The following is a 26,087-nucleotide window of genomic DNA, read 5'->3' as shown; positions in this document are numbered from 1 at the left end:
ATCGGCCTACCGCCGCATACCCGCCATCTCTAATGCGAAAATGTTAAAATAAAGCGGAGTGGCACCTTAGCTGGCCTGCATCGCCGCCAGCGTCTGAAGCGCCTTCTCGTAGCTGTTTTCCGCGAGGTAACGTAGCAGGAACTCCCGCGCCTTCTCGGCCTTCTCTCGTGCACGCTCGGGTGTGCGGAAGATATCTTGCAGGTGCGCGGCCGCCGCCTCGGGTGAGGGATCGGCCCAGACCGCGCCTTCGAGCCCGGCAAATTCGGGATGGGTATCGACCACCGGAATGAGGGGAGAGGCAACCAGCCAGCTATTGTCGGGATCGCAGAAATCCACCGTGCCCGACCAGGCCGTGGAAATGACGGGTGTACGCTGCATGATCGCCTCGGCCACCGTCAGCCCGAAACCCTCGGAACGATGCAGTGAAAGATAGGCATCTGAGCAGCGGATGAGGCCATTGATATCGGAATCCGACATCCTGTCGGTAACGATCCTGATCCGGGTATTGCCCGCGACCGAGGCGACCAGTTCGCGCAGGCCCTCATCCTTGTTGATATCGCCGCTGGCCTTCATCAACAGGAAGGCGCTGGGGCATTCGGCGGCAAATATCCGGAAGGCCTCGATGACGGCTTGCGGATTCTTCCGGTTGATCGAGGAGCCGGCGCTGAAGATGAAGCTGACGAGAAAGGCGTCTTCCTCGATGCCGAATCTCTGACGCATGCCTTCCGTCGCAGGCTTCTCGGTGACGGGATGCGGAACGACGATGACCGGTGCCGCAGTGAGGGGCGCAATCGCCCGCCTGGTGAATTCCGACGGCACGAAGACGGCATTCATGTAATGCATCGCATTGCGCCACTCGGCCGGCACGACTTCGAGCTCCCAGGCGAAATAGCCGATGTTGAAGGCGCGGGTGAAATTCGCCACGCCCTTCTTCAGGATGGCGCGCGGCAGCATCGGCGGATTGAGATGCCAGATCCGGCTTCCCGCGGGTTCGGTGGAGAGATGCGACGGCATCCATCCGGCGAAGGAATTCTCGTCATGATGCGTGCTGACGTCGGACAGCGAAATCGCCCGCCCCGCCTCCGACAATGCGCCGGCGCAGAGCCTTGCCGATTCGCCAACGCCGACCGCCATCGAGAGATAGCCGACGATTTCCACCGGCCTGCGCGGATTGAAAGCAAGACGCGACCGCGGGATCAGCCGCTGCAGAACATGGGCGCGCAGAAAGCGGTATATCGTTCTCAAATCACGGTCTTTCCCAATGGATCGGCATCATCCTTCGCAGCGGCGTCAGCCCTCGATTGCGACGCGATGCGAACTGCCTAGACTTCTGATCTCGCCCGCAGGCGGAATATCGCTTTCCACGCCGGACAGCGCGTGGAGCTTCACGCGCCGCATCGCGCCGGGGGCAAGGTGGAACCAGTCGTCGTCGGCCCGATAGCCTTCGACGTCGATATGCACAGATTGCGCCAGCCGGTCGGTCCTGAGGTCAACGAACCAGTCGTCGCCGTCTCTGGTGAATGATGCTTCGATACCTGCATCATGCAGCGCCTCCGCCCGTCCGCACGGGAAGTGGAAGCTCTCGGCGAGAATGGCGCCGTCCGCAAGCGAGCGCAGGCGCGCCACACCGACATCATGCGCCGGCGGCCCGAACCGGAAAGCATAGGTCGTGTCGAAGAAGGCGCCGAACAGCGCGGTGCAGGCAAGGCGCTCCGTGTCCCTTGCCGCCAGCTTGAAGGCCCTGCTGCCGCTGACGACCTGCTGTTTTCCGCCGCGCAGGCAGACAACCTCGAGCTCGACGTCGAGTGCTTCATCCGTCTCGTTGACGACATGCACGTCGAGACCGTTCGTTCCCTCGTCGGTGAAGACCACTTGCACCGGCCGGAATGCACGGCGCATCGCATACCAGACCGGCTTCGGCTCTCCGGTGGAGTCGATCACTCCCCAGCCGGGGCCGGGCAGCAGATCCTGCAGCGTCCAGACGAGCGCGCCATTGCAGGCGGAGCCCTTGCGCCGCCATTCGGCAAAAGTCTCCTCGATCACCTCGCCGGTAACGGCGCGGGAGAGATCGAGATAGCGTTCCGGATCTTCGCGGCGCAGCTCAGCCGGATCGAAACCGTAGAGAAGCTGCAGGTAGAAGTCGCGAACATCCTCGAAATCCCACGATGCACTGCGGTCGCGGGGCACGCGAGCCTTCCATAGCGGGCTGTGGACGGCGGGCACATCGAGATGACGCTGCAGCGTCCTTTGCTGCGGCACATGCGCGAAGGCGAGGCTTTCCGAGGCAAAACGCACATCAGCGCGGCGCGCATCGGCAATCGGCCGCATATAGGCACCGACGCCGTAATAATGCGCGATACCGGCATTGGGCGAAAAGGGCATCGCTCCGCCATATGGCGAGTTCGGCACATAGGGCACGTCGGGGCGCATGCGGGCGACGACCGCCGGGATGATTTCATCGGTGACCGGCCCGCTCCAGAATTCCGCCGGCAGGCCGAGCATTGCCGCCTGCTGGTGGACTTCGCTGCCGCCGCAGAGCACGGCCAGCGAAGGCGACGCCTGCACGCCGTGGAGGAATTCCTCGACCTCCGCATGCACGTGGCCAAGAAAAGCCTTGTCGTTGCGCGGATAATCAAAATTGGCGAACATGAAATCCTGCCAGACGAGCAGACCGAGTTCGTCGCAGAGCGCGAAGAAATCAGGCGTTTCGTAGGCCATGGTGCCGCCGATGCGGATCATGTTCATGCCGGCTGCAGCGGCAAGCCGCAGGAACGGCTCATAATCCGCCCGCCCGCCCGGCAATCGCGCGATATCGGCCGTCGTCCACACCGCGCCGCGGCAGAAGATGCGTTCGCCGTTGACGAGGAGCGCGAAGTCGTCGCCATCGGCACCACGGTCGACGTCGATACGCCGAAAGCCGGTCCTGCCGAGCGGATATTCCACGCCGTCGGAAACCAGCGTCAGCGCGTAGAGACGCGGAGCGCCATGCGTATGCGGCCACCAGGCCTCGATGTCGGAAAGCTTGAGGATAGCCGAATAATGACTGTCGCCGACCTTCTCGAAAGGCTGCTCCATCCCGCTGCAGCGCAGCAGCATTGAGGGATTCTCGGCATTGCTATGCAGGGAAACGCTGAGGCGGCCGACACCACTCTCCTCCAATACGGCGCGGATGGAGACATTGTCGATCGAGACGGGATGACGCCGCACCATCGCAATCGGCCGCCATGGCCCGACGGCATGGATATCGGGGCACCAGCCCGGCATATGGCCGAGCAGCGTCGTGCGGAAATTCTTCAAGCCCGCCGGCGTGATCATCTGCGGCCGCCAGCGCGCGCGCGGGCCCGGCTCCGACAGACGGGGGCCGAGCGCCCGGAAGCACAGTGCCAGTTCGTCGCCGCCCGAAAGCGTCACCGGAATCTCGTGCGCCGTGAACATGCTCTCGGAAAACAGGATTTCCTGGCCGTTTAGGAAGACATGGCAAAGCGTCGCCAGCCCTTCGAAACGCAGGATCGCGTCGCCGGGCTCGGCATCGAAAAGCCGGCAAAGATACCAGGCATCCCGCGTGTTCAGCGGCTCGGGATTTTCACGGTCGAAGAGCCCGGCTTTTTCGAGCGCGGCGGCGACGGTGCCGGGAACGGGTGCTGGAATGAACTGTGCGGAGAGCGGGATGTCGTGCGGCACGGCGCAGGCGCCCGGCTCCGTCAGGATCAGGTTCCAGCCTTCGGAAAGTAGACTTTCCTCGGCACCGATGCTCGCCAAACGCCCCCGCATGGTCAGATCTCCGGCCTCAGATTCGCCCCGCAAGCGACGTCATCATGGAATCCCATGCATCGGCGGCCGGATCAAGTGCTGCCTGCAACGGCTCGAACTTCCTGCGTGTGACGGCGCGGGCAAGCTGGAACTGCACCGATTTCGCCACCTCCGAAATACGCCCGGCATGCTCGGCGGCAGCCGCGAATTCACCAGGGGAAAGCCAGGTGAGGTAATCGGCCGCCAGCTCGAAATTGGCGCCCACCTGGCGAAGCGTGTTGAAGGCGTATTTGTGGAAGAAGCCGAACGGCCGTTCCGCCACCGCTTCGACCTGTTGCGGAAAGACGCTTGCAAAGGCGCGGATCGGATTTTCGCGGGGACGCCGGGCAAAATGAAAGCCGGCAAGCCGCCGCGCGGTCGCGCGCAGATGCGCCTCGTCTGCCGGCCTTTCCGGGAACCGAGCAAATTCCGTGTAGGGCAGGAATGGCGGGTCGTTTTCCGTCAGATGCAGCTGGAACAAACCGTCGAAATCCTCGCCTTCGAGACGGAAATAACCGGCATTGTGGAAATAATCGACGCGCTTGGCCGCAACGTCCAGCCGGTTGATCGCAACCGTCGTCTTGCCGTGCTCCTGCCGGTAGGCCGTGCCGCGCGTATCCGGCATGTAGAAGGAATCCATTTCGATCAGGCAGAGACGAGCCCGCGCGATCTGAACCTCGACATGGCGTTCGACACGGTCGTAGATGGCAAGCTCGGTCGCACGAATGCCGTAGAGCGCTTCGAGATCCTCAAGCGGCACTTTGAAGAAAGTGAACTGGTCGCCCTCGAAATCCTGCGTCAGGGTAAAACCCAGCATCGCCTCGGGCGCAACGCCTGATGTCGCCACAACCTCGATCCAGAGATCGACATAGCAATTGGTTTCCGGCCAGGCGCGCTCGCCGGTATGCAGCGCATGCGCCCGGTAGGTTTCCGGGTCGATTCCCGAAAAGACCGATGTCATCGATTTGCTCAGCCCCACAGCGCTTTCCGTACGCTGGCCGGCCAGTGCTTCACATCGAGTCCGTGATGATGGAAGAGGGCAAGGGCGATGCGCTCCAGTCCGAAGCCGACGCAGGCGGTGTGCGCGACACTGCCGTCCTCGAGATTGAGACCCCATTTCGTGCCGAAGGCATCCTGATGGTAGTTGAAGCTCATGCAGGCGGTCGGATTGGCAGCCGAGGTGATCGGGATCAGCAGCTCGAACTTCAGGTTCTGGTCGCGCTGATTGTTGGCGAGCATCTTGCCGGCGCGGCCGAAGAACGGATCATTGGCAACGTCGATCGTCACCTCGAGGCCGACGGTCTTCATCATCTCGACGCCGCGATCCATCCAGCGCTGGCGGAAATCGGTGACGTGCAGCTCTGTGCCCATGCAGACATATTCACGCATGCGGAACAGCTGCTGTCGGGCAGGGTCTTTCGACGGCTCATGGCGGAAGCAATAGGATTGCAGGTCGAAGAGGCCGCCCGTCTCCGGCAGATTGCCGCGCTTGGCGATCGTCGGATAGAGCGGATAGCAGGCAGCCGGCGTCAGCACGATGTCGGTCGCCTCCTGTCCCTTGGTCCAGTCTTCCCCGACTTCCATGCATTGCAGTAGGCTGACATGATCGAGCTCGCTGCCGCAGAAGCTGTGCACCGTGCCGGCGAGCTGCGGAAAGCTCTTCATGTAGCCGCTCTTTTCGAAGAAGGCGCGGTTCATGCCGGGCGGAAAACGCATGGCTGCGGCACCATCGGCGCCGCCGAACGTGTCGATCAGGCGCTCGAAGGCAGCGATCACGTCTTCGAACTGGCCGCTGCGGCCGTAGAGCCCGTCGATGCCGGTATCGATCAACAAGCCGGATTCGAAAAGCCGGTCCAGAAACGAGGTCTGCATATCCATGACTGTCACCCCAGTAGGCTAGTGTCCTGCTTATGGACAAGAAGCATGCTCGACGTGTTGCCGAGGATGCGGTCATTCGAAATCATGAGCTGTGCGGAATGCGCGTCGCGCAGATGGCGTCCGAGGCTGAAGGGCGTGCCGTTCTTGTAGCCCATGATGCCGCAGATCAGCATGGCATGGTTGACGATCTCCAGGATCGTCTCGGACGAGGCAATTTTGACATTGTTCATCGCCACCGCAAATCCCATCGAAGACAGCCTGTCGGCATCGGCCTTGGCATCCTCATAGGCCTTGAGGCCGGCAACCACGTTGGATTTCACCATCTGCAGCAGGTTCGAAACCTCGGCGAGGCGCAGCGCGCCCGGCGGCTGGGCATCCGGCGCCTTGCGGGCGGCAGCGCGCACGAAAGCCTGGGCGCGCACAACGGCATCGACGGCGATGCCGTACCAGACGCCGCTCCAAAGCAGATGCGAAGAGGCGAGCATGGATTGCGCCGCGATCTCAGCGAAAGGCTTCGGCAGGATCTGGCAAGCCGGCGCTTCGCCCTTGAACAGGAAACCATCGGAGCAGGTGCCGCGCATGCCGAGGGTATTCCAGACATGCGTTTTCTCGATCGTGTACTGGTCCTTGAGGAAGGCCGTCAGCACCTGATCGGAGGAAGCCGCCTGCGCGTGGGCGCGCGAGGTGATAAGGATGGCGTCGGCGTGCGAGCCGTAGGAAATGACGGTCGCATCCTTTTCGAGGCGGCACGTGTCGCCATCGACCTCGACCGCGCAGATGCTGTTGCGCAGATTTCCGCCGATACCGCCTTCGGTGGTGGCGGATGCGATCAGCAACTGCTCGGCTGCGATGCGGCGCATGAAACCGCGATGCCATTCGCTGTCGGCGCCATGTTCAACGAGGCTCGACAGCTTGATGTGGTGCATGGCGAAGACCATGGCGCTTGCAGCGCAGGCCTGGCCGAGCATCGAGCACAATTCGGCGATCTCGGTGATCGAGGCGGATTCGCCGCCGAAGTGGCGCGGCACCTGGATGCCGAGCAGCCTTTCGGCCTTCATCGCATCGACGGCTTCCCGGGGGAAGCGGGCCTCGGCATCAACGGTATCCGCGTGTTTCGCCGCGATTTCGGCGACACGGGCTACCCTTGTGACAAGACCGTCCTGCATGATCTTGACGGGGAAATTCATCAGGCGACCTTCCGGCTGTCCCGGATCAGATCGACGGTCCTGGCGATGGCCGAGATGCTCGCGAAGGATTTGCGGTTCAGGAGATTGTCGGGAAATTCGATGTCGAAGGCCTCTTCGAGGCCAAGCATCAACTGCACAGAAGCAAAGGACGTCAAACCTGCCGCATAAAGATCGGCGTCGTCGGCGACCTGGTCGATCGACCCAGGAAGCTTGCCGAATTTGGCTACGAGGTCGCGGATTGCCTTATTCATCCCATCACTCCAAGATTCTCATGATCCCGAACCGGCGTTCATCGCCTTGTCATGAGCGTTCTTTTAGTGCGGAAAACAGAACATTCCGCTAATTAATTGAGTTAAATATGACTGAGGCTCACAGTTAGGATTTTAGCGATCACTCCCGCTCCGTCGTAAACAACCACCTTAAATCAATGACTTAAGGTAATTTCGATACTGCGACACACTCTGGTTTCTGGCGTGGAGAGTACAGAAATGACACGCAAACGCCGCGTTTTGTCTCAATCGGCCGGCGGATAGGAATGCTCGCCGCCGCGATAATCGGTGACGGAATAACATCCGTCGCCTGTTGCCCGGATCGCGCTCCCACTGACGACGGCCTTGCCGTGACCGCCGGGGATATCGAGGATGTAGGCCGGCTGGCAGAGACCGGAAATCCGCCCGCGCAGCGCCGCGACGATCTCCTGCCCCTCCTCGATCGTCACTCTGAAATGGCTGGTGCCAGGCGCCAGATCCGGATGATGCAGGTAATAGGGTTTGACGCGGATTTCGACGAAGGCCTTCATCAGCTTCGCCAGCACGTCGGGATCGTCGTTGACACCCTTGAGCAGCACCGACTGGCTGACCATGGCGATGCCGGCATCGACGAGGCGGCCGCAAGCCGCCCGCGCTTCCGGCGTCAGTTCCCGGGGGTGGTTGGCATGCAGCGCGACATAGACCGTCTTGCCGCTCGCCTTCAGAGCGGCGATCAGCGCCGCATCGATCTTCTCGGGGTCGACGACCGGAACACGCGTATGGAAACGCACGATCTTCACATGCGCGATCTCGGCAAGCGCCTCCATGATCTCGCGGAGCCGGCGCGGCGAAAGCACCAGCGGATCGCCGCCGGTGAGGATGACTTCCCAGATCTCCTCATGACCGCGGATGTAATCGAAAGCGGCCTGCATCGCCGCCGCATCGAGCGTGCCGAGGCCTTGCGGCCCGACCATTTCGCGCCGGAAGCAGAAGCGGCAATAGACCGGGCAGACATGCACGGCCTTGAGCAAGACACGATCGGGATAGCGGTGAACGATGCCTTCGACGGGGCTGTGGGCATGATCGCCGATCGGATCGGTGCGTTCTTCCGGGGCGATCGTGAGTTCTGCCGCATCGGGCACGAATTGCCGAGCGATCGGATCATCGGGATCGGCTCGATCGATGAGCTTGCTGATCGCAGGCGTCAACGCAATCGCGTAGCGCGCCGCAACCTCCTCAAGCCTCGCACGATCGGCAGGCACGACCAGCCCCGCCTTCACAAGATCGTCGACGCTCTTGATCGATTTGACGACATTCATCTTCCATACTCCGCCACCGGCGCCCAGAGCACCTGGTCGATGCGCGATGCTCCCGTCGCCAGCATCACCAACCGGTCGAAGCCGAGCGCGATACCGCTTGCCTCAGGCATCAGCGACAGCGCGGCGAGGAAATCCTCGTCAATCGGATAGGTCTCGCCGTAGACCCGCGCCTTCTCGGCCATCTCGATCTCGAACCGTCGCCGCTGTTCGGCAGCGTTGGTGAGTTCACCGAAGCCGTTCGCAAGCTCGACGCCGCAGGCATAGAGCTCGAAACGTTCGGCAACCCTGGAGTCGCGCGCCGAGGGACGGGCAAGGGCTGCCTCCGAGACCGGATATTCGTCGAGAATGGTGATGCGGCCGAAACCGAGATGCGGCTCGATCTTTTCGACCAGCACCCGGCTGAAGAGATCGGCCCAGCCGTCGTCATCGGCAACACGCATGCCGACGCGCTTCGTCTCGGCCGCCAGATGGTCGCGATCGGTCGATCCGTCGGTGGCGACGGAGGCGAGAAGATCGATGCCGGCATGACGCTCGAATGCTTCGGCAACGCTGATCCGCTCCGGCCCGGCGAAGGGATCGCTCTCGGCGCCGCGATAGGCAAGCTTCCCGGTCTTCACCGTCTCAGTCGCCAGCGCCAGGATGCGCACGCAATCCATCATCAGGCTCTCGTAGCTTTCGCCGGCCCGATACCATTCGAGCATGGTGAACTCAGGATGATGCAGCGGCCCGCGCTCGCGATTGCGATAGACATGGGCAAAACACGAGATGCGCTCCTCGCCCGCCGCAAGCAGCTTCTTGCAGGCAAATTCCGGCGAGGTATGAAGGTAGAACGGCGCCTTTTGCCCATCCGTCGTCAGCGCTTCCGTGGCGAAGGCATGCAGATGCGCCTCGTTGCCGGGAGAGACCTGCAGCACGGCCGTATCCACCTCGATGAAATCCTCGCGCGCGAAAAACCCGCGCAACGCCGCCTGGATCGCATTACGTCCGATCAGGAGCGGACGGCGGTCGGCATGCACGGACGGGGTCCACCAGGGGGACGCTTTCGCCGAAGAGTTCATTCCAAGCTTTCTTCGCCGGAGAGGCCGGTATGGGGGGTGGCTATTTCCCGGATTTTAGGTTAGTTGCGCCCCAAAGAAAAACATTTGCGTCTTCGGGGGCGTCTCGACAGTCATTTACGACGCCGAAAGCCGAGTTACAAGGAAGTCTTATGGTCAAGGTCATCGCCTCTTCGGTCCGCAAGGGCAACGTTCTCGATGTCGACGGCAAGCTCTACGTCGTTCTCACCGCCCAGAACTTTCATCCGGGCAAAGGCACGCCGGTCACCCAGGTCGACATGCGCCGCATCGTCGACGGCGTGAAGGTTTCCGAGCGCTGGCGCACCACCGAACAGGTCGAGCGCGCCTTCGTCGAAGACGTCTCCTTCCAGTTTCTCTATGAAGACGGCGAAGGCTTCCACTTCATGAACCCGGCGAGCTACGACCAAGTCGTCGTCGATGTCGCCACGATGGGTGACGACAAGGCTTATCTGCAGGAAGGCATGTCCTGCATCCTCTCGATGCATGAAGGTATTGCGCTGGCGCTCCAACTGCCGCGCCACGTCACGCTCGAAATCATGGAGACGGAACCGGTCGTCAAGGGCCAGACGGCATCGTCCTCCTACAAGCCGGCGATTTTGTCGAACGGCGTGCGCGCCATGGTGCCGCCGCACATCAATGCCGGCACCCGCGTCGTCATCGCCACGGAAGACAATTCCTACGTGGAACGCGCCAAGGACTGATCCTGGTTTCAGCCTATCGAAGAGGCCGGCTCGCGCCGGCCTTTTTTATATCCGCCGTCTCAATAAAATAATCAGAGCATGATGCCGAAAACCGCACACACTTTTCGGCATCATGCTCTAAAGCGCGTCGCGATCTTTCAGATTCGCTCGTCGCGCTTTAGGTCTTTGTTTTTACGCATGTCGTTATCGCAAAACCGCGGCACACTTTTGCCCGACATGCTTTAGAGATGCGGGTTGCGCGGCCGGTATTTCTTGACGAGCTTCTGGTTGATCTCGGCAGCACCCGGCATGTTGGCGCTGAGATAAATTGGCGCATCGCCGGATTTGGAAAGCTCCGAGGCGACTTCGGCGAAGATCGCATTGATGACGGTCACCCCGACCGCCGTCGAGACTGGCCCAACCCGAAGCCCCGTGCCTTCGAGATCGACAACGGCGTCACCCGGTGGCAGCCCGTTGTCGAGCACCACATCGGCCACGTCGGCAAGCCGCCGGCGGCCATTGGCGATCGCTGAGGAGTAGGCGATCGAAGTGATGGCAATCACCTTTGCGCCAATTTCGCGCGCATAGTCGGCGGCCTCGATCGGCGCGGCGTTCACACCCGAATTGGAGGCGATGATGATGACATCGCCCGGCTGCATGCCGTAACGCTCCAGCATCGGCCGCACTAGGCCCTGCGTGCGCTCATAGACCGAACTGATGACCGCGCCCTCGTGCAGCATGGCCGAGCCGACGAGTACCGGCACGGTGAAGGCGAGCCCGCCGGCACGATAGTGCACCTCTTCCGCCAGCATATGCGAATGGCCGGTGCCGAAGACATAGACGCGCTTGTCGCCATGGGCAGCATCGAGGATGACGGCTGCTGCCTGCGCCATCGGCTGGGCAAGCGTCTGCTTGAGTTCTTCCAGCCGGCCGATCAGATTGGAGAAGTAGGCATCGGTAATGTCAGTCATCCGGCTTATCCTTGATTTCAGGCTACTTCGCCGCTGAGCCAGATGGCGGTGACGGCAAGCGCATCGGTGAGATGCACGAGATCGGCACGCGCGCCCGGCGAAAGATGGCCGCGATCGGCAAGCCTGAGAAACCGCGCGGGATAAAGGGTCGCCATGCGCAAGGCCTCGGCGAGCGTCAGGTCGAGATAGGTGACGCCGTAACGGATCGTCGAGATCATGTCGACGTCGGAACCGGCCAGCGTGCCGTCGGACAGCACCAGCTTCGAGCAGAAGCCGCCCCTTTCGCGCCGGACGGTGCGCCCGTTCAGCGTGAACGAGTCCTTTTCCGACCCGACGAGCGACATCGCGTCGGTGACGAAGAACAGCTTGCCTTCGCCGCGTTTGGCGCGCAGCGCCGTGCGCAGGGCCTTCGGATCGACATGATGGCCGTCGGCGATGATGCCGCACCAGGTCGAAGGATGATCGATCGCCGCGCCGACGAGACCGGGCGCCCGGTGTCCCAACTGGCTCATGGCGTTGAAGAGATGCGTGACGCCCCGCGCGCCGGCATCGAAACGTTCTTCCGCCGCCTCGCTCGAACAATCGGAATGGCCGATGCTGATGGTGACGCCGGCTTCCGCAAGCTCGCGCACCTGGGCAACCGTCACCTGCTCGGCGGCCATGGTGACCAGCAGCGTGCCGATCGCCTCGCGCGCCCGGATGAAGGCTTTGACATCGCGGTCCTCCACCGGCCGCATCAGTTCGGCCAGATGCGCGCCCTTCCTCGCAGGCGCCAGATGCGGGCCTTCGAGATGCAAGCCGGCGACGCCGCGGTTCATTTTCACTGCCTCCTTGGCGGCCTCGATGGCGGCAATGGAGGCCTCTGATGTGTCGGTGATCAGCGTCGGCAGCAGCGACGTCGTGCCATAGGGACGGTGCCCGCCGGCGATGATGTCCATCGAGGCAACGGAAGGCTGGTCGTTCAGCATCCGCCCGGCGCCGCCATTGACCTGCGCATCGATGAAGCCGGCCGACAGAACACCACCGGCAAGCGTCACCACCTCGCCGTCCGGCAGATCATTTCTTGCGACGATCGCTTCGACGCGGCCGCCGGCAACGATGAGGACTTTGTCGTCGTGGAAGCGCTCGCCGTCGAAGATGCGGGCGCCGAGGAAGATCTTGCGGGCCATCAGACCGTCTCCGTCACCTTGAGCAGGTTTGCCGGCTTGTCGGGATCGAAGCCCTTGCGGCGCGTCACCGACTCGATCAGCCGGTAGTAGACAAGCAGCGACACCAGCGGATCGACAAGGCCGTTGCCCGTCGTCGGTACGCGCAGATGGACGCCGGAAAGCGGCTGCGTCGAGAAGCCGACGGTGGTGGCGCCGAGTTTCTGCAGGCGTTCCAGCGCCTGCACATTGTTGGCGAAGGCCGCATCGTCGGGCGCAAAGGCGACGATCGGGAAGCCCGGCTGCACCAGGCGCATCGGACCATGCATCAGTTCCGCCAGCGAGAAGGCCTCGGCATGCAGGCCGGAGGTCTCCTTGGCCTTCAACGCCGCTTCGAGCGCGATCGCGAAAGCCGGGCCGCGGCCGGCGGTATAGAGCGAGGTCGCGTTGAAGAGCACTTCCTCGGCTGCCGCCGTGTTGATGCCGGCCGTTGCCGAAAGCGCCTCTGGCAGCTTACCGAGGGCAGCCTGCAGATCGGACGCGCCGCCGATCGCAGCCGTCACCCCGGAAAGGGCGGCGACCGAGGCGATGAAGGATTTTGTCGCCGCGACACTCTTTTCCGCGCCGGCATTGAGACCGAGAACGATGTCGGCCTGCTTCGCAAGCGGGCTATCGGTGACGTTGACGACGGCGATCGTCGTTGCTCCGCCCTTCTTCGCTGCATCCTGCAGCGCGACGATGTCGGGGCTGGCACCCGACTGCGAGACGGTGAAATGGACACCGCCCTTCAGATGCAGCGCCGCACCATAGACCGAAGCGATCGACGGGCCGAGCGAGGCGACCGGAACGCCACAGGTGATCTCGAACAGATATTTGAAAAAGGTGGCGGCGTGGTCCGAGGAGCCGCGCGCCGCCGTCGTCACCACGCTCGGGCGGGCGGACGAAAACAGCCGGGCGATCTCGGCAAAGACCGGTTTTTCCTTTTCGAGCAGCGTGGCCACCACCTCGGGCGATTGGCCGGCTTCCTGCAGCATCAGCGACTGGTTGTCATTCATAGGTCATCTCCGATTCTCAATTCGGCAACGAAATCATAGGCATCGCCGCGATAATGCGAGCGGGTGTATTCGACGACGCGCTGGTCTTCCAGGCGCGAGACACGTTCGATCAGAAGCGCCGGCGCGCCTGATTTGACGTTCAGAATCGCGGCGGAGGACGGATCAAGCGTGACCGCCGTCAACCGCTGCAGCGCGCGCACGGGCCTATGGCCACTGGCCGTCAGCGCATCGTAGAGCGATCCCTCGCCGCCGGCATCGTGCCCCAGGAACTTGATCGGCACCACGGCGCGTTCGATCGCCAGCGGCAGGCCGTCGGCAAGGCGCAAGCGGTCGAGTCTCAGCACCGGCTCGTCGCCGCCGAGGCCGAGCAGGAAGGATTCCTCCGGCGACGGCGTGTTGACCGCCCGCGACAATATCCGTGCGGCCGGCAGACGCCCGCGCGAGCGCATGTCGGCGGAGAAGGAGGAAAGCCGCCACAGCGACTGTTCCATGCGTTCCACCCTGCTCGATACGAAAGTACCGCTTCCATGGCGCGATTCCAGTGCGCCGGATGCCATCAGATCGCGATAGGCGGTGCGCACGGTGACACGGCCGAGCTTCAGAGCCTCGGCAAGGTCGCGCTCACCCGGGAGTACGGTGCCGGGCTTCAGCAGCCCTTCCTGAATGAGGCCGGTCAGCGTCTGCGCCAACCGCTTGTAGAGCGGTCCGGTCAGCGCCTCGTCACGCAGGCCGCGGCTGTTCAGTTCCGCTATCAGACTGGTTCTATCCATGGGCACACAATAGAACCTATATAGAACCAATCGGCAAGACAGAATCGAGCGCAGAAAGAAAAAACCCTCGCCGGCGGCGGACCGGCAAGGGTTTCATAGCGATCAAATTTGACAGTCGTGCGTCCGCGGGGCGCTCAGTTCTTGGTGAAGATATAATCCGTCTCCTGGCGCAGCACTTCGCCGGGGCGCAGGACCGCATTCGGAAAACCTTGGTGATTGATGGCATCCGGCCAGACCTGTGTCTCCAGGCAGAAGCCGGCGAATGGGCCGTATTTGCGCCCGCCGATGCCGGGCGCCGCGACATCGAGCTTGAAGCCGGCATAGAACTGCACGCCTGGCTCCGTGCTGCGCACTTCCAGCGACACACCGGAATAGAGGCTGCGGGCAAGCGCGACGCTCCGCTTGGCGGTACGCTCGCCCGACAGGCAGAAATTATGGTCGTAAAACGCTTGTTGGCTGCCGACGAAACGCTTCATCGGCGCCATCTCGCGGAAATCGAATTCCGTGCCCTCGACGGGACGGATCTCACCGGTCGGCACCTGCTTCTCATCAGTCGGCAGATAGTGATCGGCGGCTATCATGATGTCATGGCCAAGTGCATCTTCGCGGCCGTCGAGATTGAAATAGGCGTGCTGGCAGACATTGGCGAGCGTCGGCTGGTCGCTGGTCGATTCGTAGGTGATCGACAGTTCACCATTGCCATGCACCCAGAAAGTCGCCTGGATGGTGCAATTGCCGGGATAGCCGGCGCGGCCATCGGGATCGACGATCTTCAGCACCACGCGGTCGTGGTCATGCTCGACGATCGTCCAATTGCGTTTGGCGATATTGTCGCTGCCGCCATGCAGATGCGTGACGCCGTTTTCATTCGGCTCGAGCTGATAGTCCTTGCCGTCAAGCGTGAACCTGCCGCCGCCGACGCGGTTGGCGCAGCGGCCGGGCGTCGCGCCGAAGTAGGACGAATAGAGGAGGTAGCTGTCGAAATCGTCGAAGCCGAGCTGCAGCGGCGCATCATGTCCCTCGAGACGCAGATCCTGGATGACCGCGCCCCAGCTGATGATCTTGGCCGTCAGCCCGCCGCCCTTGATCACGACGCGATAGACGGTCTCGCCCGCCTGCGTCTGCCCGAAAACGTCCCGCTCCAACTTATCCGACATGATCGACCGTCCATTCTGTCCCTGCTGAAAATTCCTCAATTCGGAATCGATTTGAGGAATGTGCAGCGATTGAAAGTGTGCATTGCACGTCCGACGAAGACGCGCGGTGTGGTAGGCTTCAGGACAGGAACCTGCCCGGATTTGCTTCGATCCGCAACCGGCGGATCAGAAAGAAAAGCCACAGCAGTGGTGCGGCGGCATCGGCTCCAGGCGTGATCGGCAACGGTCAGAGATCGCTGCCGATCTCTTCCACATCAAAGGGCGTCGTCTGGTAGATTTCGTTGATCCAGTTGCCGAACAAAAGATGCGCATGGCTGCGCCAGCGGTTCTGCGGCGCAAGCGCCGGATCGTTATGCGGGAAGTAATTGTGCGGCATCTTGATCGGCACGCCGGCATTGACGTCGCGGAAATACTCGTCGGAAAGCGACGTGGAATCATATTCGACGTGGTTGAACATGTAGAGCCGCCGGCCCCTCTTCTCATGCACGAGGCAGACGCCCATTTCGCTGGACTCCATCAGGATCTCCAGGCTTTCGGATTTCTCGATATCGGCGCGGCGCACTTCGGTCCAGCGCGACACCGGCACTTCGAAATTGTCGGAAAAGCCGTTGAGATAGATCGAGGAAGGCTTCAGGTTCCGGTGGCGGTAGACGCCGAAGGCCTTCTCTTTCAGCTCGTATTTCGGAACGCCGTGAAAATGATAGACTGCCGCCATCGCGCCCCAGCAGACGTTCATCGTCGAATGGACATTCGTTTCCGTCCAGTCAAGAATCTCCTGCATCTCCGGCCAATAGGTGACATCCTCATAGGGCAAAAGCTCGATCGGCGCCCCGGTGATGATGAAGCCGTCGAACTTGCGGTGCTTTACTTCTTCCCAGGTCTGGTAGAAGGCAAGCAGATGGTCCTCGGACGTATTCTTCGCCTTGTGGCCGCCGATACGGATAAGCGACAGCTCCACCTGCAGCGGCGAGGCGCCGACGAGACGGGCCATCTGCAGTTCGGTCTTGATCTTGTTCGGCATGAGGTTGAGCAGCCCGATCTGCAACGGTCGGATATCCTGACGGATCGCCAACGTCTCGGTCATCACCCGCACACCCTCCTGAACCAGGGTTTCGAAGGCGGGCAGCGTATCGGGGATCTTGATGGGCATTGCGGTCACTCGATCAAAAACAAAAAACCGGCGGCGACAAAAATCGCTACCGGTCCGCACGCGGCCCTTTAGCGACTTTTTTAACGTGGCTGCAAGCCGGCCGGCCAAATCACCACGGAGGCCTTAATTAGACCCAGTCGGATTGCGAATCAACTGGCGAATACATGCAGGAGAGACTCATGCAAGCATCATCACACTTTAATGACTGATAGAATCTGTTGATAGACCGGTAACGCCACCATGTTATTTATAAGGGTATGGGCGATTTGGAAAAGCGTAATGGCAGATAAAGTCGAGGGGAGGCCGGGCATCCGGAGGCAGGATAGGGTAGGGTATGATTTAAGCCTGACATATCGCCTCGGCGTCATGTTCTCAGCATTCTGGAATTCGGAAGTGCGTGGCAAGGTGCTGTTTCTGGCGACCGTGCTGATCCTCGTTATCCTGGCGACGTCCTACGGCCAGGTCATTTTGAACGAGTGGAATGCGCCCTTCTACGACTCGCTGGAGCGCCGCGACCTCGGCGAATTCTTCCACCAACTCGAAATCTTCGCGATGATCGCCGGCACACTGCTGCTGCTCAACGTGCTGCAGGCCTGGCTGAATCAGATGACGGCGCTCTATATGCGCGAAGGCTTGTCCCGCGATCTGGTTGACCAGTGGCTGAAGCGCAAGCGGGCGCTGCGGCTTGCCTCCAGCGGCCTGATCGGCGTCAATCCGGACCAGCGCCTGCACGAAGATTCCCGCAACCTCGCCGAAAGCACGACGGGATTGGTTCTCGGCCTGCTGCAGTCGACCATTCTTCTGGTGAGCTTCATCGGCGTGCTCTGGGAACTTTCCAGCGGCTTCATCTTCCGCATCAGCGGCCATAGCTTCTCCATTCCAGGCTACATGGTCTGGGCGGCGATTTTCTATGCCGCTTCCGCCTCGGTGCTGAGCCAGGTCGTCGGTCGGAAGCTGGTGAAGCTCAATGCCGACCGTTTTTCGAAAGAGGCCGAGCTTCGCTTCACGCTGATGCATGCCAATGAGAACATGCCGGCAATTACTGTTGCCCGCGGCGAGGAGAACGAACGCCGGCGCATCAACACCGACATCAGCTCGGTCCTGACAGTCGTCAAGCGGCTTGCCATGGCCAATACCAATCTCACCTGGGTTTCGGCCGGCTATGGCTGGCTGGTGATCGTCATCCCGATCATCGTTGCCGCCCCCGCCTATTTCTCTGGCGGCCTCACCCTCGGCCAGCTGATGATGTCGGTCGGTGCCTTCAACCAGGTCAACACGGCGCTGCGCTGGTATGTCTCCAATTTCGGCCCGATCGCCGAATGGCGCGCCACGCTGATGCGCGTCACCGATTTCCGCCAGGCGCTGGTCGAGATGGAAGAGGACTTCGACCTCAAGGACAGCATCGCCTATGAAAACGCCGCGCCCGACACGCTGACGTTGAAGGATGTGGTGATCGTCGCCAAGGTCGGCGAAGACATCGAGGAATGCGGCGGTTTTCGCCTGCGTGAAACCGATGTCGTGATCAAGGCCGGCGAAAAGATCATGATCAACGGCGATCACAGCGTCAATCGCAAGCTGCTCTTCCAGGCGATGGCCGGCCTCTGGCCGTGCGGCAGCGGCACGATAGGCCTGCCGCCAATCGACGACATGCTCTTCGTTCCGCAGGTTGCCTATGTTCCCGGCGGCACGCTGCGCGAGGCGCTGGCCTTTCCCGAACGTCCCGAAGCCTACGAGAAAGCCGCCGTCGAGGCGGCCCTCGACAAGGTTGGTCTCCATTCGCTGATCGCAAGGCTCGATACCCGCGCCCGCTGGGACAAGATGCTCGACGGCGACCAGCAGAAAGCGATCGGATTTGCCCGGCTGCTTCTCGTGCGCCCGCGCTGGATCATCTTCGACGAAGTGTTGGAAGGCATGGAGCCGGAATTACAGGAAACGATGGCCAAACTGCTCACCTCGATGCCCGAAAGCGGCATGATCTATATCGGCCGCTCCGAGGCCTATCTCGAGGCGCTGAGGCCGCGCGTGCTGCATCTGCAGGCGCTGCCGTCAGCATCCGAGGAGCCGCCTGCCGTCCAGACCGGCGCCAGCGCCAGTGCGGGCGCTGCCGCCGTGCCCGCGCCGGCGCTTTAATGCATGCCGCCCAAAAGTGTGGAGCGGTTTTGGGATGACGGCACGCATAAGACAAGGATTTGAGCCGCTGGTCACATCGGCGGTATGACGTCGTTGAGACCGACGGCGATCTGGCTGGCCGAGATGCTGCCATCCGCCGCCTTCTCGCCGGTGACGACGACGCCGGCGCCGGGCTTCAGATCATCCTTGGTCGCAGGCGCCAACGTCACGATCGGCGTGCCATCGGCAATCGAGATGGTCTTTTCCTTGCCCTGATAGGTCAGCGTGATCGTGTGGCCGTCGACGGATTTGACGGCGTTGCTGACAGTCGCGTTGGTCATCTGGCTGTTCGGCTGCGCATCCCAGGGACGGTTGCCCTCACCGGTTCCCTTCATCGACGCCGGAAAGATCAGCACCTCGATCGCCCCGTCCGGGCCCGTGCCCTTCGGAAGCGAAGCGACGCCGACGAAATCGCCGGGTTTGATATCCTCAACGGAGGCTTTCTTGATGCCGCCGACCTTCCAGCCGGCTTTTAGCGCGACCGTCGCATCACTGCCCTCGCGCGTCTTGACGACGAGCGTATCGCCGCTGAGGCTTTCGATTGCGCCGCGAACACGAATGCGCTGGGCATCCTGCGCCTGTGCGGCTTGCGACAGGGCAAGCGCAACGAGGCTGCCGGCAGTAAGTGCTGTGAGAAAACGGGAATGAGGCTTGCGAGACATATGACTTTTCCTTGTCGCCATTGCGATCGGCAATATCCCCGGCTGCCGGACGGCACCTTATGCCGCAGGACGACACACTGACGAATCAAGGAAAAGTGAGCCTCGAGCCTCGAGAAAATCTCAGCCTTCCAGCTCTTCCCGCAGCATTTCGAGCTCCAGCCACTCCTCTTCCATGTCGGTCAGGCTGGTGCGCAGTTTTTCCATCTCGCCGGCAAGCCGGTTGAAGGCTGAGGGATCGCGCGTGAAAAGATTGGGATCTGCCATCACCTTTTCGCGCTTGGCGATTTCGGCTTCGGTCTTCGCCATTTCCTTCGGCAGGTTTTCCAGTGCAAATTTCTGCTTGAAGGAGAGCTTGACCTTCGAGCTGCCTGACCCTGTTGCTTGCTGCGTCTTCGGCTTCTCCGCCGCCTTCTCGGCCCTCTTGCGCTCCTCGAGCGCGCCCTTGCGCTGTACAAGCATGTCCGAGTAGCCGCCGGCATATTCGATCCAGCGACCATCAGGCGCATCCGGCACGGCGGGTGCAATCGTCGAGGTCACGGTGCGGTCGAGGAAATCGCGGTCGTGGCTGACGAGAATGACGGTGCCGGGAAAACCGGCGACAATCTCCTGCAGGAGATCGAGCGTTTCGATATCGAGATCGTTGGTCGGCTCGTCGAGGATCAAGAGGTTCGTCGGGCGCGAAAGGATGCGCGCCAGCATCAGCCGGGCGCGTTCGCCGCCGGAGAGGTTTCTGATCGGCGTACGCGCCTGTTCCGGCTGGAACAGAAATTCCTTCATATAGCCGGTGACATGGCGCTGCTCGCCGTTGACGAGCAGGTTTTCGCCGCGCCCATCCGTCAGATAGTTGGCAAGCGTATCCTCGGGATCGAGATCCTCGCGTTTCTGGTCGAGCGTCGCAATCTCCAGATTGGTGCCGAGCTTGACGATGCCGCTATCGGGCGAAAGCTGCCCGGTCAGCATCTTCAGCAGCGTCGTCTTGCCGGCCCCGTTCGGCCCGACCAGACCAATGCAGTCGCCCCGATGCACGCGGATCGAAAACGGCGTGACGATTGCCCGCTCGCCGAAGCTCTTGGTGATCTTGTCGGCCTCGATCACCAGCTTGCCGGATTCCTGCGCGTCCGAAACCGTCGCCTGCACCGTGCCCTGCGGCCCCTTGTGCCCGCGATAGTTCGATCGCATCGTCTGCAGCTCGCCGAGACGGCGCATGTTACGCTTGCGCCGCGCCGTGACGCCGTAGCGCAGCCAGTGCTCCTCACGCTCGATCGACTTGCCGAGCTTGTGCTGCTCCAGCTCCTCGGCCTCCAGCACCTGGTCGCGCCAGGCTTCGAAATGCGCAAAGCCTCTGTCGAGCCGGCGTGAGGTGCCGCGGTCGAGCCAGACGGTTGCCGTCGAGACCTTTTCGAGGAAACGCCGGTCGTGCGAAATCAGCACCAAGGCGCTGCGTGTCTTTTGCAGCTCGCCTTCCAGCCATTCGATGGTCGGCAGGTCGAGATGGTTGGTCGGTTCGTCGAGCAGAAGAATGTCCGGCTCTGGTGCCATAACGCGGGCAAGGGCTGCGCGCCGCGATTCGCCACCGGACAGCATTCTGGGGTCTTCATCGCCGCTCAGCCCGAGATGCGACAGCAGATAGGTGACACGGTAGGGGTCATCGCCTGGCCCGAGGCCGGCCTCGGCATAGGCCTGCACCGTGTTGAAGCCGGCAAAATCCGGCGCCTGTTCGAGATAACGCACCGTCGAGGACGGATGGCGGAAGACCTCGCCGGACTGCGCCTCGACCAGGCCGGCGGCAATCTTCAGCAGCGTCGATTTTCCCGAGCCGTTGCGCCCGACGAGACAGATTTTATCACCGGGCTCGATCTGCAGGCCAGCACCCGCCAGAAGCGGTGCGCCGCCAAAGCTCAGGAAGATATCGTCGAGTTTCAGAATGGGAGGGGCCAAAAATCAGACTCCGGAAAGATCGTAGGGCCGGGCGAGCACGATTGCCCGGCCGCTGCGGAGCGAAAAGCGAACCTTGCCTTCCGCAACATTGGAAATGGTGCGCGACGAGCCGAAAGGCAGATGGAAATCTGCCAGCGGATAACGCGCATTCTCGATGGTAAGCCCTCTCAGCTCGCTGAATCCAGGCACGGAAAACAGGCTGCCTTTGGGAAGGTCCAGTTCGATCGTACCAGCAACCAGCGGCACCGCCTCTTCCTTGCCCGAGGTCAGCAGCAGGTCGAAACCCTCTTCCGCCAGGCTGACGGCCGACAGCAGATGCTGAAGCGCGTGGTCGGAACGCTCGCCGCCGAGCGCACCGGCGAGGATCAGCCGCCGCGCGCCCCGCGCGATTGCCTCCGCCACGGCGATTTCACCGTCCGTCGCCGCCTTCGCAGCCGGATAGGGCTGTTTCGGCACATCGGGAAATGCACCCGCGAGATCATCAGGCGTCGAATCGAAATCGCCGACCCAGAGCTCCGGCGTAATGCCGAGTGCTGCCGCATGCCGCATGCCGCCATCGGCCGCAATGAAGCGGCTGTCTTCGATGGCATCGCGCAGGCGCTCCGTCAGGCTGAGTTCGCCGCCAAGGAGAATGGTGAAGGTGGATTGGCTCATGGGCATTGCCCTTAGCGCAAACGAGGGGTCGAGGGGAAGGGCCGGCGAACGACCGCGTCTGCCTCAGCCCGGCGTATCCTTGTCGCGCGACAGGAAAACCGCCTCGTAGCCGCCGATGAAGCGCTCGAAAAGCGCTGCGAAGCGCTCGACATCTTCCTGCGGCCAGTCGGAAACGATCTCGGAAATGATCGCAAGCTTCTGCGCGACGATCTCGGCAAGCAGGTCCTGGCCGACCTCGGTCATGACGACGACGATCCGCCGCGCATCGGTCTGCGAGGCCTCGCGGCGCAATACGTTGCGCCCGACCATGTCGGCCACCACCCGGCTTGCCCGTGACGGATCGATGCGCAGCATCTCCGCGATCATGCCGACCGTGACCTCGCCGGCAGGCTGCGCCCTGCGCACGGCATCGAGCACGTCGAGATGCGAAAGCTCGAGGCCTGGTGCAGCACTTTGGATCGCCAGCCGGCCGATCAGCCGCCGCCCGGTCATCAGCCGCATGCGCGCCATGCTCCGGCCGATACGCGGCACGTTTTCACGATCCGGCTCGGCCGGCTCCACAGAAGGGGTCTTGGTCAGGACGTCGCTCATCACAGGACCATAACAGAGCCGATTCAAAAATTGAATATGCCGATGTCATTAATGTGCCATTGACAACTATATGCTGTTAGCACATAAAAGCACGTCAACCCGGAACGATGCCTCCCATGGACATGCAACTCGCGCCTGCGCCACTCGTGACGGATCCTCGTCGCCGGCTTATCCTCTTCTTCTTCCTGATGACCGCCATGTTCATGGCGACGCTTGATAATCAGATCGTCTCCACGGCGCTGCCGACGATCGTCGGCGAATTCGGCCATCTCGAGCGCTTCGGCTGGATCGGCTCGGCCTATCTCCTGTCGCTCAGCGCCGTCATGCCGCTTTACGGAAAGCTCGGCGACCTGTTCGGCCGCAAATACGTGATGATGACGGCGATCATGATCTTCACCGTCGGCTCGACAGTCTGCGGCCTTGCGGTCTCGATGAATACGCTGATCGCCGCCCGCGTGCTGCAGGGCCTTGGCGGCGGCGGCATCATGGTATCGATCTTCGCCGTCAACGCCGACCTGTTCGAGCCGCGCGAGCGGGCGCGCTACCAAAGCTATTCCAGCCTCGTGCTGATGGCATCGGGCGCGATCGGCCCGGTGCTCGGCGGTACGATGAGCGATCTCTTCGGCTGGCGCTCGATCTTCCTCGTCAACGTGCCGATCGGCTTCATCGTGCTCACCGGCCTTGCCTTCATGCTGCCGTACCGCAAACCGCATCGTCGCCCCAAGATCGATTATGCCGGTGCGCTCCTGCTTGCCATGACGACGACAAGCATCGTGCTTGCGACCGACAGCAGCGAACTGTTCGGTGCATTAATTTCGCCGGAGAGTATCGGCATCGTTGTCTTCGGCATCGTCTGCGCCGTCACCTGGGTGTTCGTCGAGCGTCGCGCGCCCGAACCGATCGTTCCCCTGCAGCTGTTTCGCAATTCGACCTTCAGCCTGCTCCTGGTGATCTCGATCATGGGCGGCGCCATCGCCATCGGCATGGTCAATTATCTCGCCCTCTTCCTGCAGACCACGACCGGCCTTTCGCCGTCGGCCGCCGGCCTGCTCTTCATCCTTCTGACCGGCGGCCTCGTCTGCGGGTCGCTTTCCGCAGGCCGCATCATCTCGAAGACGGGGCGCTACAAGCCCTTCGCCATCGCAAGCCTCACCTGCAGCGCCATCGCCTTTGCGCTGATGTCGCAGATTCACGCCGGAACGCCGATCGCCTTCATCGGCGCGGTCATGATGCTGCACGGCATCGGCATCGGTCTTGCCCAGCAGGTTCCCGTCATCGGCGTACAGAATGCAGCACCCGCCCGCGACGTCGGGGCCGCCACCGGCTCGGTGACGTTGTCGCGCATGGGCGGCGCCTCGATCGCCATTTCCATCTATGGCGCCATCATCGCCTCTGAGCTCGGCAAGGTCGGCGTCTCCATTCCCGGCGTCGCCGATATCAAGCAGCTGACGCCGAAAATGATGGCCGCCCTTCCCGAAGCGAGCCGCCAGGCCGTCGCCGATACCTATGCCGCCGCTTTCTCGCCGCTCTTCATGACTTCCTGCGCCATTGCGCTGATCGGCCTTGCCGCCGCCATCATGCTGAAACCCGTACAACTGCCCCGCGCCGGCGAGGCGACGAAGCCGCAACCGGCGACGGCGGAAGCCGCCGAATAGTCGAATCGTTACCTGCGAGAGAATGCTTCATCAGGAGGCGCTCCCTCTCGATGCCTGTATCAAGGGTTGCAATTTTCTCGGAGGACTGTCGCTATCGAGCCGGTTGCTTCAATCGGGCCGTTCTTTTTCCGCGCCGCCGTCGAATCTCGGCTTTGTGACGGAACTTTCGCCATAATTTCATCCGAGCGAAAGGAAGCCTTAATGCCTGAGGCTTGCTAAAATGCAACGGCGCCACATTTAAACAGAGTCTCGCTATGCAACCGATGCGTAAATCAGCTACAGCAACGACTTGTATCGGCCGATTGTGCAGCGCGAGATCAGGGGTGCGCACCTGTTGAGTTCCCCTTGCCACGGTCGGTCTGAATCTGCGGCAAACCGGCAAAACAGCGACATGATGCGGAGAATCAGACTGGACAGCTTGACGACGTGGAAATCGCCCGCGCTTTCCAGTGATGCCATCTCCGCGCCGCGGCGCTTCGCGCGTCGCATGATGCTGCTTTCGGCCCTCGCAATGGCGCTGAATGGCTGTCAATCGCTGATCGACCAATCCTATCAGCCCAGTGTTTCGCCTTCATCCAATCCGCAGATCGTCGACGAGGTGCAGAAGAACGATCCGCGCGCGGCGATGGGTGCTCGTGAGCATCCGCGCATCGTGGCGAGCTACGGCGGCGAATACAAGGACGCCAAAACCGAGCGCCTCGTCGCCCGCATCGCCGGCGCGCTGACGGCGGTGTCGGAAAATCCGAGCCAGTCCTACCGCATCACCATCCTGAATTCGCCGGCGATCAACGCCTTCGCGCTGCCGGGCGGTTATCTCTATGTTACCCGCGGCCTGCTCGCCCTTGCCAACGACGCCTCGGAAGTCGCCGCCGTGCTGTCGCACGAAATGGGCCATGTGACCGCGAACCACGGCATCGAGCGGCAGAAGCGCGAAGAGGCTGAGGTCATCGCCAGCCGCGTCGTCGCCGAGGTCCTCTCCAGCGACATCGCCGGCAAACAGGCGCTTGCCCGCGGCAAGCTGCGGCTCGCCGCTTTCTCCCGCCAGCAGGAGCTTCAGGCCGATGTCATCGGCGTGCGCATGCTCGGCGAAGCCGGCTACGACCCCTATGCCGCCGCCAGGTTCCTCGATTCGATGGCCGCTTACAGTCGCTTCATGTCGGTTGATCCCGAAGCCGACCAGAGCCTTGACTTCCTGTCGAGCCATCCGAATTCGGCCCAGCGCATAGAACTTGCCCGCACCCACGCCCGCGCCTTCGGCCAGGAAGGCTCGGTCGGCGACAAGGGTCGCAATTATTATCTCGACGGCATAGACGGACTGCTCTACGGCGACAGCCCGGAAGAAGGCTATGTGCGCGGCCAGACCTTCCTGCATGGCGGTCTCGGCATCCGCTTCGACGTGCCGCCGGATTTCCACATCGACAACAAGGTCGAAGCGGTGATGGCCACCGGCCCGAACGACATTGCCGTCCGCTTCGACGGCGTCGCCGACAATCAGAACCAGAGCCTCACCAACTACATCTCCAGCGGCTGGGTGACCGGGCTCGACCCGTCGACCATCCAGCCGATCACCATCAATGGCATGGAAGCAGCCACCGCGCGCGCCAGCGCCGACCGCTGGGATTTCGATGTGACCGTGATCCGCAACAATTCGCAGATCTTCCGTTTCCTGACCGCCGTGCCGAAAGGCAGCGGCGCCCTTGAGCCAACGGCGAATGTGCTGCGCGCGAGTTTCCGCCGCATGACGCCGGCAGAGGCCGCCTCGCTGAAGCCGCTGCGCATCCGCGTCGTCACCGTCCGGCCGGGCGAGAACATCTCGACACTGGCCGCCCGCATGATGGGCACAGACCGCAAGCTCGATCTCTTCAAGCTCATCAACGCCCTGCCCACGGGTGCAGCCGTTGCAACAGGCGATCGCGTCAAGATCATCGCCGAATAAAAGAGGCCCGGCTTGCGCCGGGCCAGTCTGTGCTGCTGGAGGGGATAAAACATCTCG

The 26,087-nt window shown here is 62.2% G+C and carries 22 protein-coding genes and 1 riboswitch; of the genes, 4 read left to right on the top strand and 18 right to left on the bottom strand.

Annotated elements, in window-relative coordinates; all coding sequences use genetic code 11:
• Nucleotides 1-66 precede the first annotated feature (66 nt).
• The 8 genes from HX899_RS14275 to epmA form a co-directional block, all read right to left on the bottom strand.
• On the bottom strand, nt 67-1,245 hold the full coding sequence (locus HX899_RS14275) for a glycosyltransferase family 4 protein (protein ID WP_181292713.1): 1,179 nt from the start codon (nt 1,243-1,245) through the stop codon (nt 67-69).
• Nucleotides 1,246-1,290: 45 nt separating this feature from the next.
• Complete coding sequence (locus HX899_RS14270) at nt 1,291-3,771, bottom strand: glycoside hydrolase family 2 protein (RefSeq protein ID WP_181292712.1); 2,481 nt, start codon at nt 3,769-3,771, stop codon at nt 1,291-1,293.
• A gap of 16 nt (nt 3,772-3,787) precedes the next feature.
• Complete coding sequence (locus HX899_RS14265) at nt 3,788-4,750, bottom strand: DUF1839 family protein (RefSeq protein ID WP_210273763.1); 963 nt, start codon at nt 4,748-4,750, stop codon at nt 3,788-3,790.
• 8 nt (nt 4,751-4,758) lie between these two features.
• The gene (locus HX899_RS14260; RefSeq protein WP_181292710.1) at nt 4,759-5,667 is read right to left on the bottom strand and encodes an amino acid--[acyl-carrier-protein] ligase; all 909 of its coding nucleotides are present in this window, start codon (nt 5,665-5,667) and stop codon (nt 4,759-4,761) included.
• A 5-nt stretch (nt 5,668-5,672) separates the two neighbouring features.
• Nucleotides 5,673-6,854, bottom strand: coding sequence for an acyl-CoA dehydrogenase family protein (locus HX899_RS14255; protein WP_138331885.1), 1,182 nt, complete (start codon nt 6,852-6,854; stop codon nt 5,673-5,675).
• Nucleotides 6,854-7,105: an acyl carrier protein gene (locus HX899_RS14250; RefSeq protein ID WP_003543737.1), complete on the bottom strand. Its 252-nt coding sequence runs from the start codon at nt 7,103-7,105 to the stop codon at nt 6,854-6,856. Before HX899_RS14250 ends, HX899_RS14255 begins: the two co-directional genes overlap by 1 nt.
• Before the next feature lie 263 nt (nt 7,106-7,368).
• Nucleotides 7,369-8,421: a lysine-2,3-aminomutase-like protein gene (locus HX899_RS14245; protein ID WP_171600242.1), complete on the bottom strand. Its 1,053-nt coding sequence runs from the start codon at nt 8,419-8,421 to the stop codon at nt 7,369-7,371.
• On the bottom strand, nt 8,418-9,479 hold the full coding sequence (epmA, locus tag HX899_RS14240; RefSeq protein WP_138331887.1) for an EF-P lysine aminoacylase EpmA: 1,062 nt from the start codon (nt 9,477-9,479) through the stop codon (nt 8,418-8,420). The genes HX899_RS14245 and epmA overlap by 4 nt, the downstream gene beginning before the upstream one ends.
• A gap of 149 nt (nt 9,480-9,628) precedes the next feature.
• On the opposite strand from epmA, the gene efp reads away from it, so the two are divergent.
• Nucleotides 9,629-10,198, top strand: a complete 570-nt coding sequence (gene efp, locus HX899_RS14235; protein WP_012759420.1) for an elongation factor P — start codon at nt 9,629-9,631, stop codon at nt 10,196-10,198.
• A 221-nt stretch (nt 10,199-10,419) separates the two neighbouring features.
• On the opposite strand, the gene HX899_RS14230 is transcribed toward efp, so the two are convergent.
• The 6 genes from HX899_RS14230 to metA all read right to left on the bottom strand — a co-directional run bounded on the left by HX899_RS14230 (nt 10,420) and on the right by metA (nt 16,425).
• A complete protein-coding gene (locus tag HX899_RS14230) occupies nt 10,420-11,148 on the bottom strand; it encodes an SIS domain-containing protein (protein ID WP_130822695.1) in 729 nt (242 codons plus the stop codon).
• A 17-nt stretch (nt 11,149-11,165) separates the two neighbouring features.
• The gene (gene nagA / locus HX899_RS14225) at nt 11,166-12,317 is read right to left on the bottom strand and encodes an N-acetylglucosamine-6-phosphate deacetylase (RefSeq protein WP_181292709.1); all 1,152 of its coding nucleotides are present in this window, start codon (nt 12,315-12,317) and stop codon (nt 11,166-11,168) included.
• Nucleotides 12,317-13,348: an SIS domain-containing protein gene (locus tag HX899_RS14220; RefSeq protein WP_181292708.1), complete on the bottom strand. Its 1,032-nt coding sequence runs from the start codon at nt 13,346-13,348 to the stop codon at nt 12,317-12,319. Before HX899_RS14220 ends, nagA begins: the two co-directional genes overlap by 1 nt.
• Nucleotides 13,345-14,118 (bottom strand): GntR family transcriptional regulator, encoded by a 774-nt coding sequence (locus HX899_RS14215; RefSeq protein ID WP_181292707.1) that lies wholly within the window; start codon nt 14,116-14,118, stop codon nt 13,345-13,347. The genes HX899_RS14220 and HX899_RS14215 overlap by 4 nt, the downstream gene beginning before the upstream one ends.
• A gap of 134 nt (nt 14,119-14,252) precedes the next feature.
• A complete protein-coding gene (locus tag HX899_RS14210; protein ID WP_138331890.1) occupies nt 14,253-15,275 on the bottom strand; it encodes an aldose epimerase family protein in 1,023 nt (340 codons plus the stop codon).
• 226 nt (nt 15,276-15,501) lie between these two features.
• Nucleotides 15,502-16,425 carry a homoserine O-succinyltransferase gene (metA, locus tag HX899_RS14205; protein ID WP_027668526.1) on the bottom strand — a complete coding sequence of 308 codons (924 nt, stop codon included), beginning with the start codon at nt 16,423-16,425 and terminating at the stop codon, nt 15,502-15,504.
• Between the two features lie 48 nt (nt 16,426-16,473).
• Nucleotides 16,474-16,551, bottom strand: a riboswitch (SAM riboswitch).
• Nucleotides 16,552-16,665: 114 nt separating this feature from the next.
• On the opposite strand from metA, the gene HX899_RS14200 reads away from it, so the two are divergent.
• On the top strand, nt 16,666-18,555 hold the full coding sequence (locus tag HX899_RS14200; protein WP_181292706.1) for an ABC transporter ATP-binding protein/permease: 1,890 nt from the start codon (nt 16,666-16,668) through the stop codon (nt 18,553-18,555).
• 71 nt (nt 18,556-18,626) lie between these two features.
• Here the strand turns inward: HX899_RS14200 and HX899_RS14195 are convergent, their stop codons facing one another.
• From HX899_RS14195 to HX899_RS14180, 4 genes are all read right to left on the bottom strand, one after another.
• Entirely contained in the window at nt 18,627-19,256 is a 630-nt protein-coding gene (locus tag HX899_RS14195) for a hypothetical protein (protein ID WP_181292705.1), read from the bottom strand.
• Nucleotides 19,257-19,376: 120 nt separating this feature from the next.
• A complete protein-coding gene (locus HX899_RS14190) occupies nt 19,377-21,194 on the bottom strand; it encodes an ABC-F family ATP-binding cassette domain-containing protein (RefSeq protein WP_181292704.1) in 1,818 nt (605 codons plus the stop codon).
• Between the two features lie 3 nt (nt 21,195-21,197).
• Nucleotides 21,198-21,854, bottom strand: coding sequence for a thiamine diphosphokinase (locus HX899_RS14185; RefSeq protein WP_017962520.1), 657 nt, complete (start codon nt 21,852-21,854; stop codon nt 21,198-21,200).
• Nucleotides 21,855-21,911: 57 nt separating this feature from the next.
• Nucleotides 21,912-22,439 (bottom strand): MarR family winged helix-turn-helix transcriptional regulator, encoded by a 528-nt coding sequence (locus tag HX899_RS14180; protein ID WP_164049083.1) that lies wholly within the window; start codon nt 22,437-22,439, stop codon nt 21,912-21,914.
• Between the two features lie 116 nt (nt 22,440-22,555).
• On the opposite strand from HX899_RS14180, the gene HX899_RS14175 reads away from it, so the two are divergent.
• A complete protein-coding gene (locus tag HX899_RS14175) occupies nt 22,556-24,094 on the top strand; it encodes an MDR family MFS transporter (RefSeq protein WP_181292703.1) in 1,539 nt (512 codons plus the stop codon).
• Between the two features lie 391 nt (nt 24,095-24,485).
• On the top strand, nt 24,486-26,030 hold the full coding sequence (locus HX899_RS14170; RefSeq protein WP_129422071.1) for a M48 family metalloprotease: 1,545 nt from the start codon (nt 24,486-24,488) through the stop codon (nt 26,028-26,030).
• Nucleotides 26,031-26,087 lie beyond the last annotated feature (57 nt).

The organism is Rhizobium sp. WYCCWR 11146, assembly GCF_013591995.1.
Classification (GTDB): domain Bacteria; phylum Pseudomonadota; class Alphaproteobacteria; order Rhizobiales; family Rhizobiaceae; genus Rhizobium; species Rhizobium indicum.
This window is presented reverse-complemented; position numbering and strand designations above follow the sequence as displayed.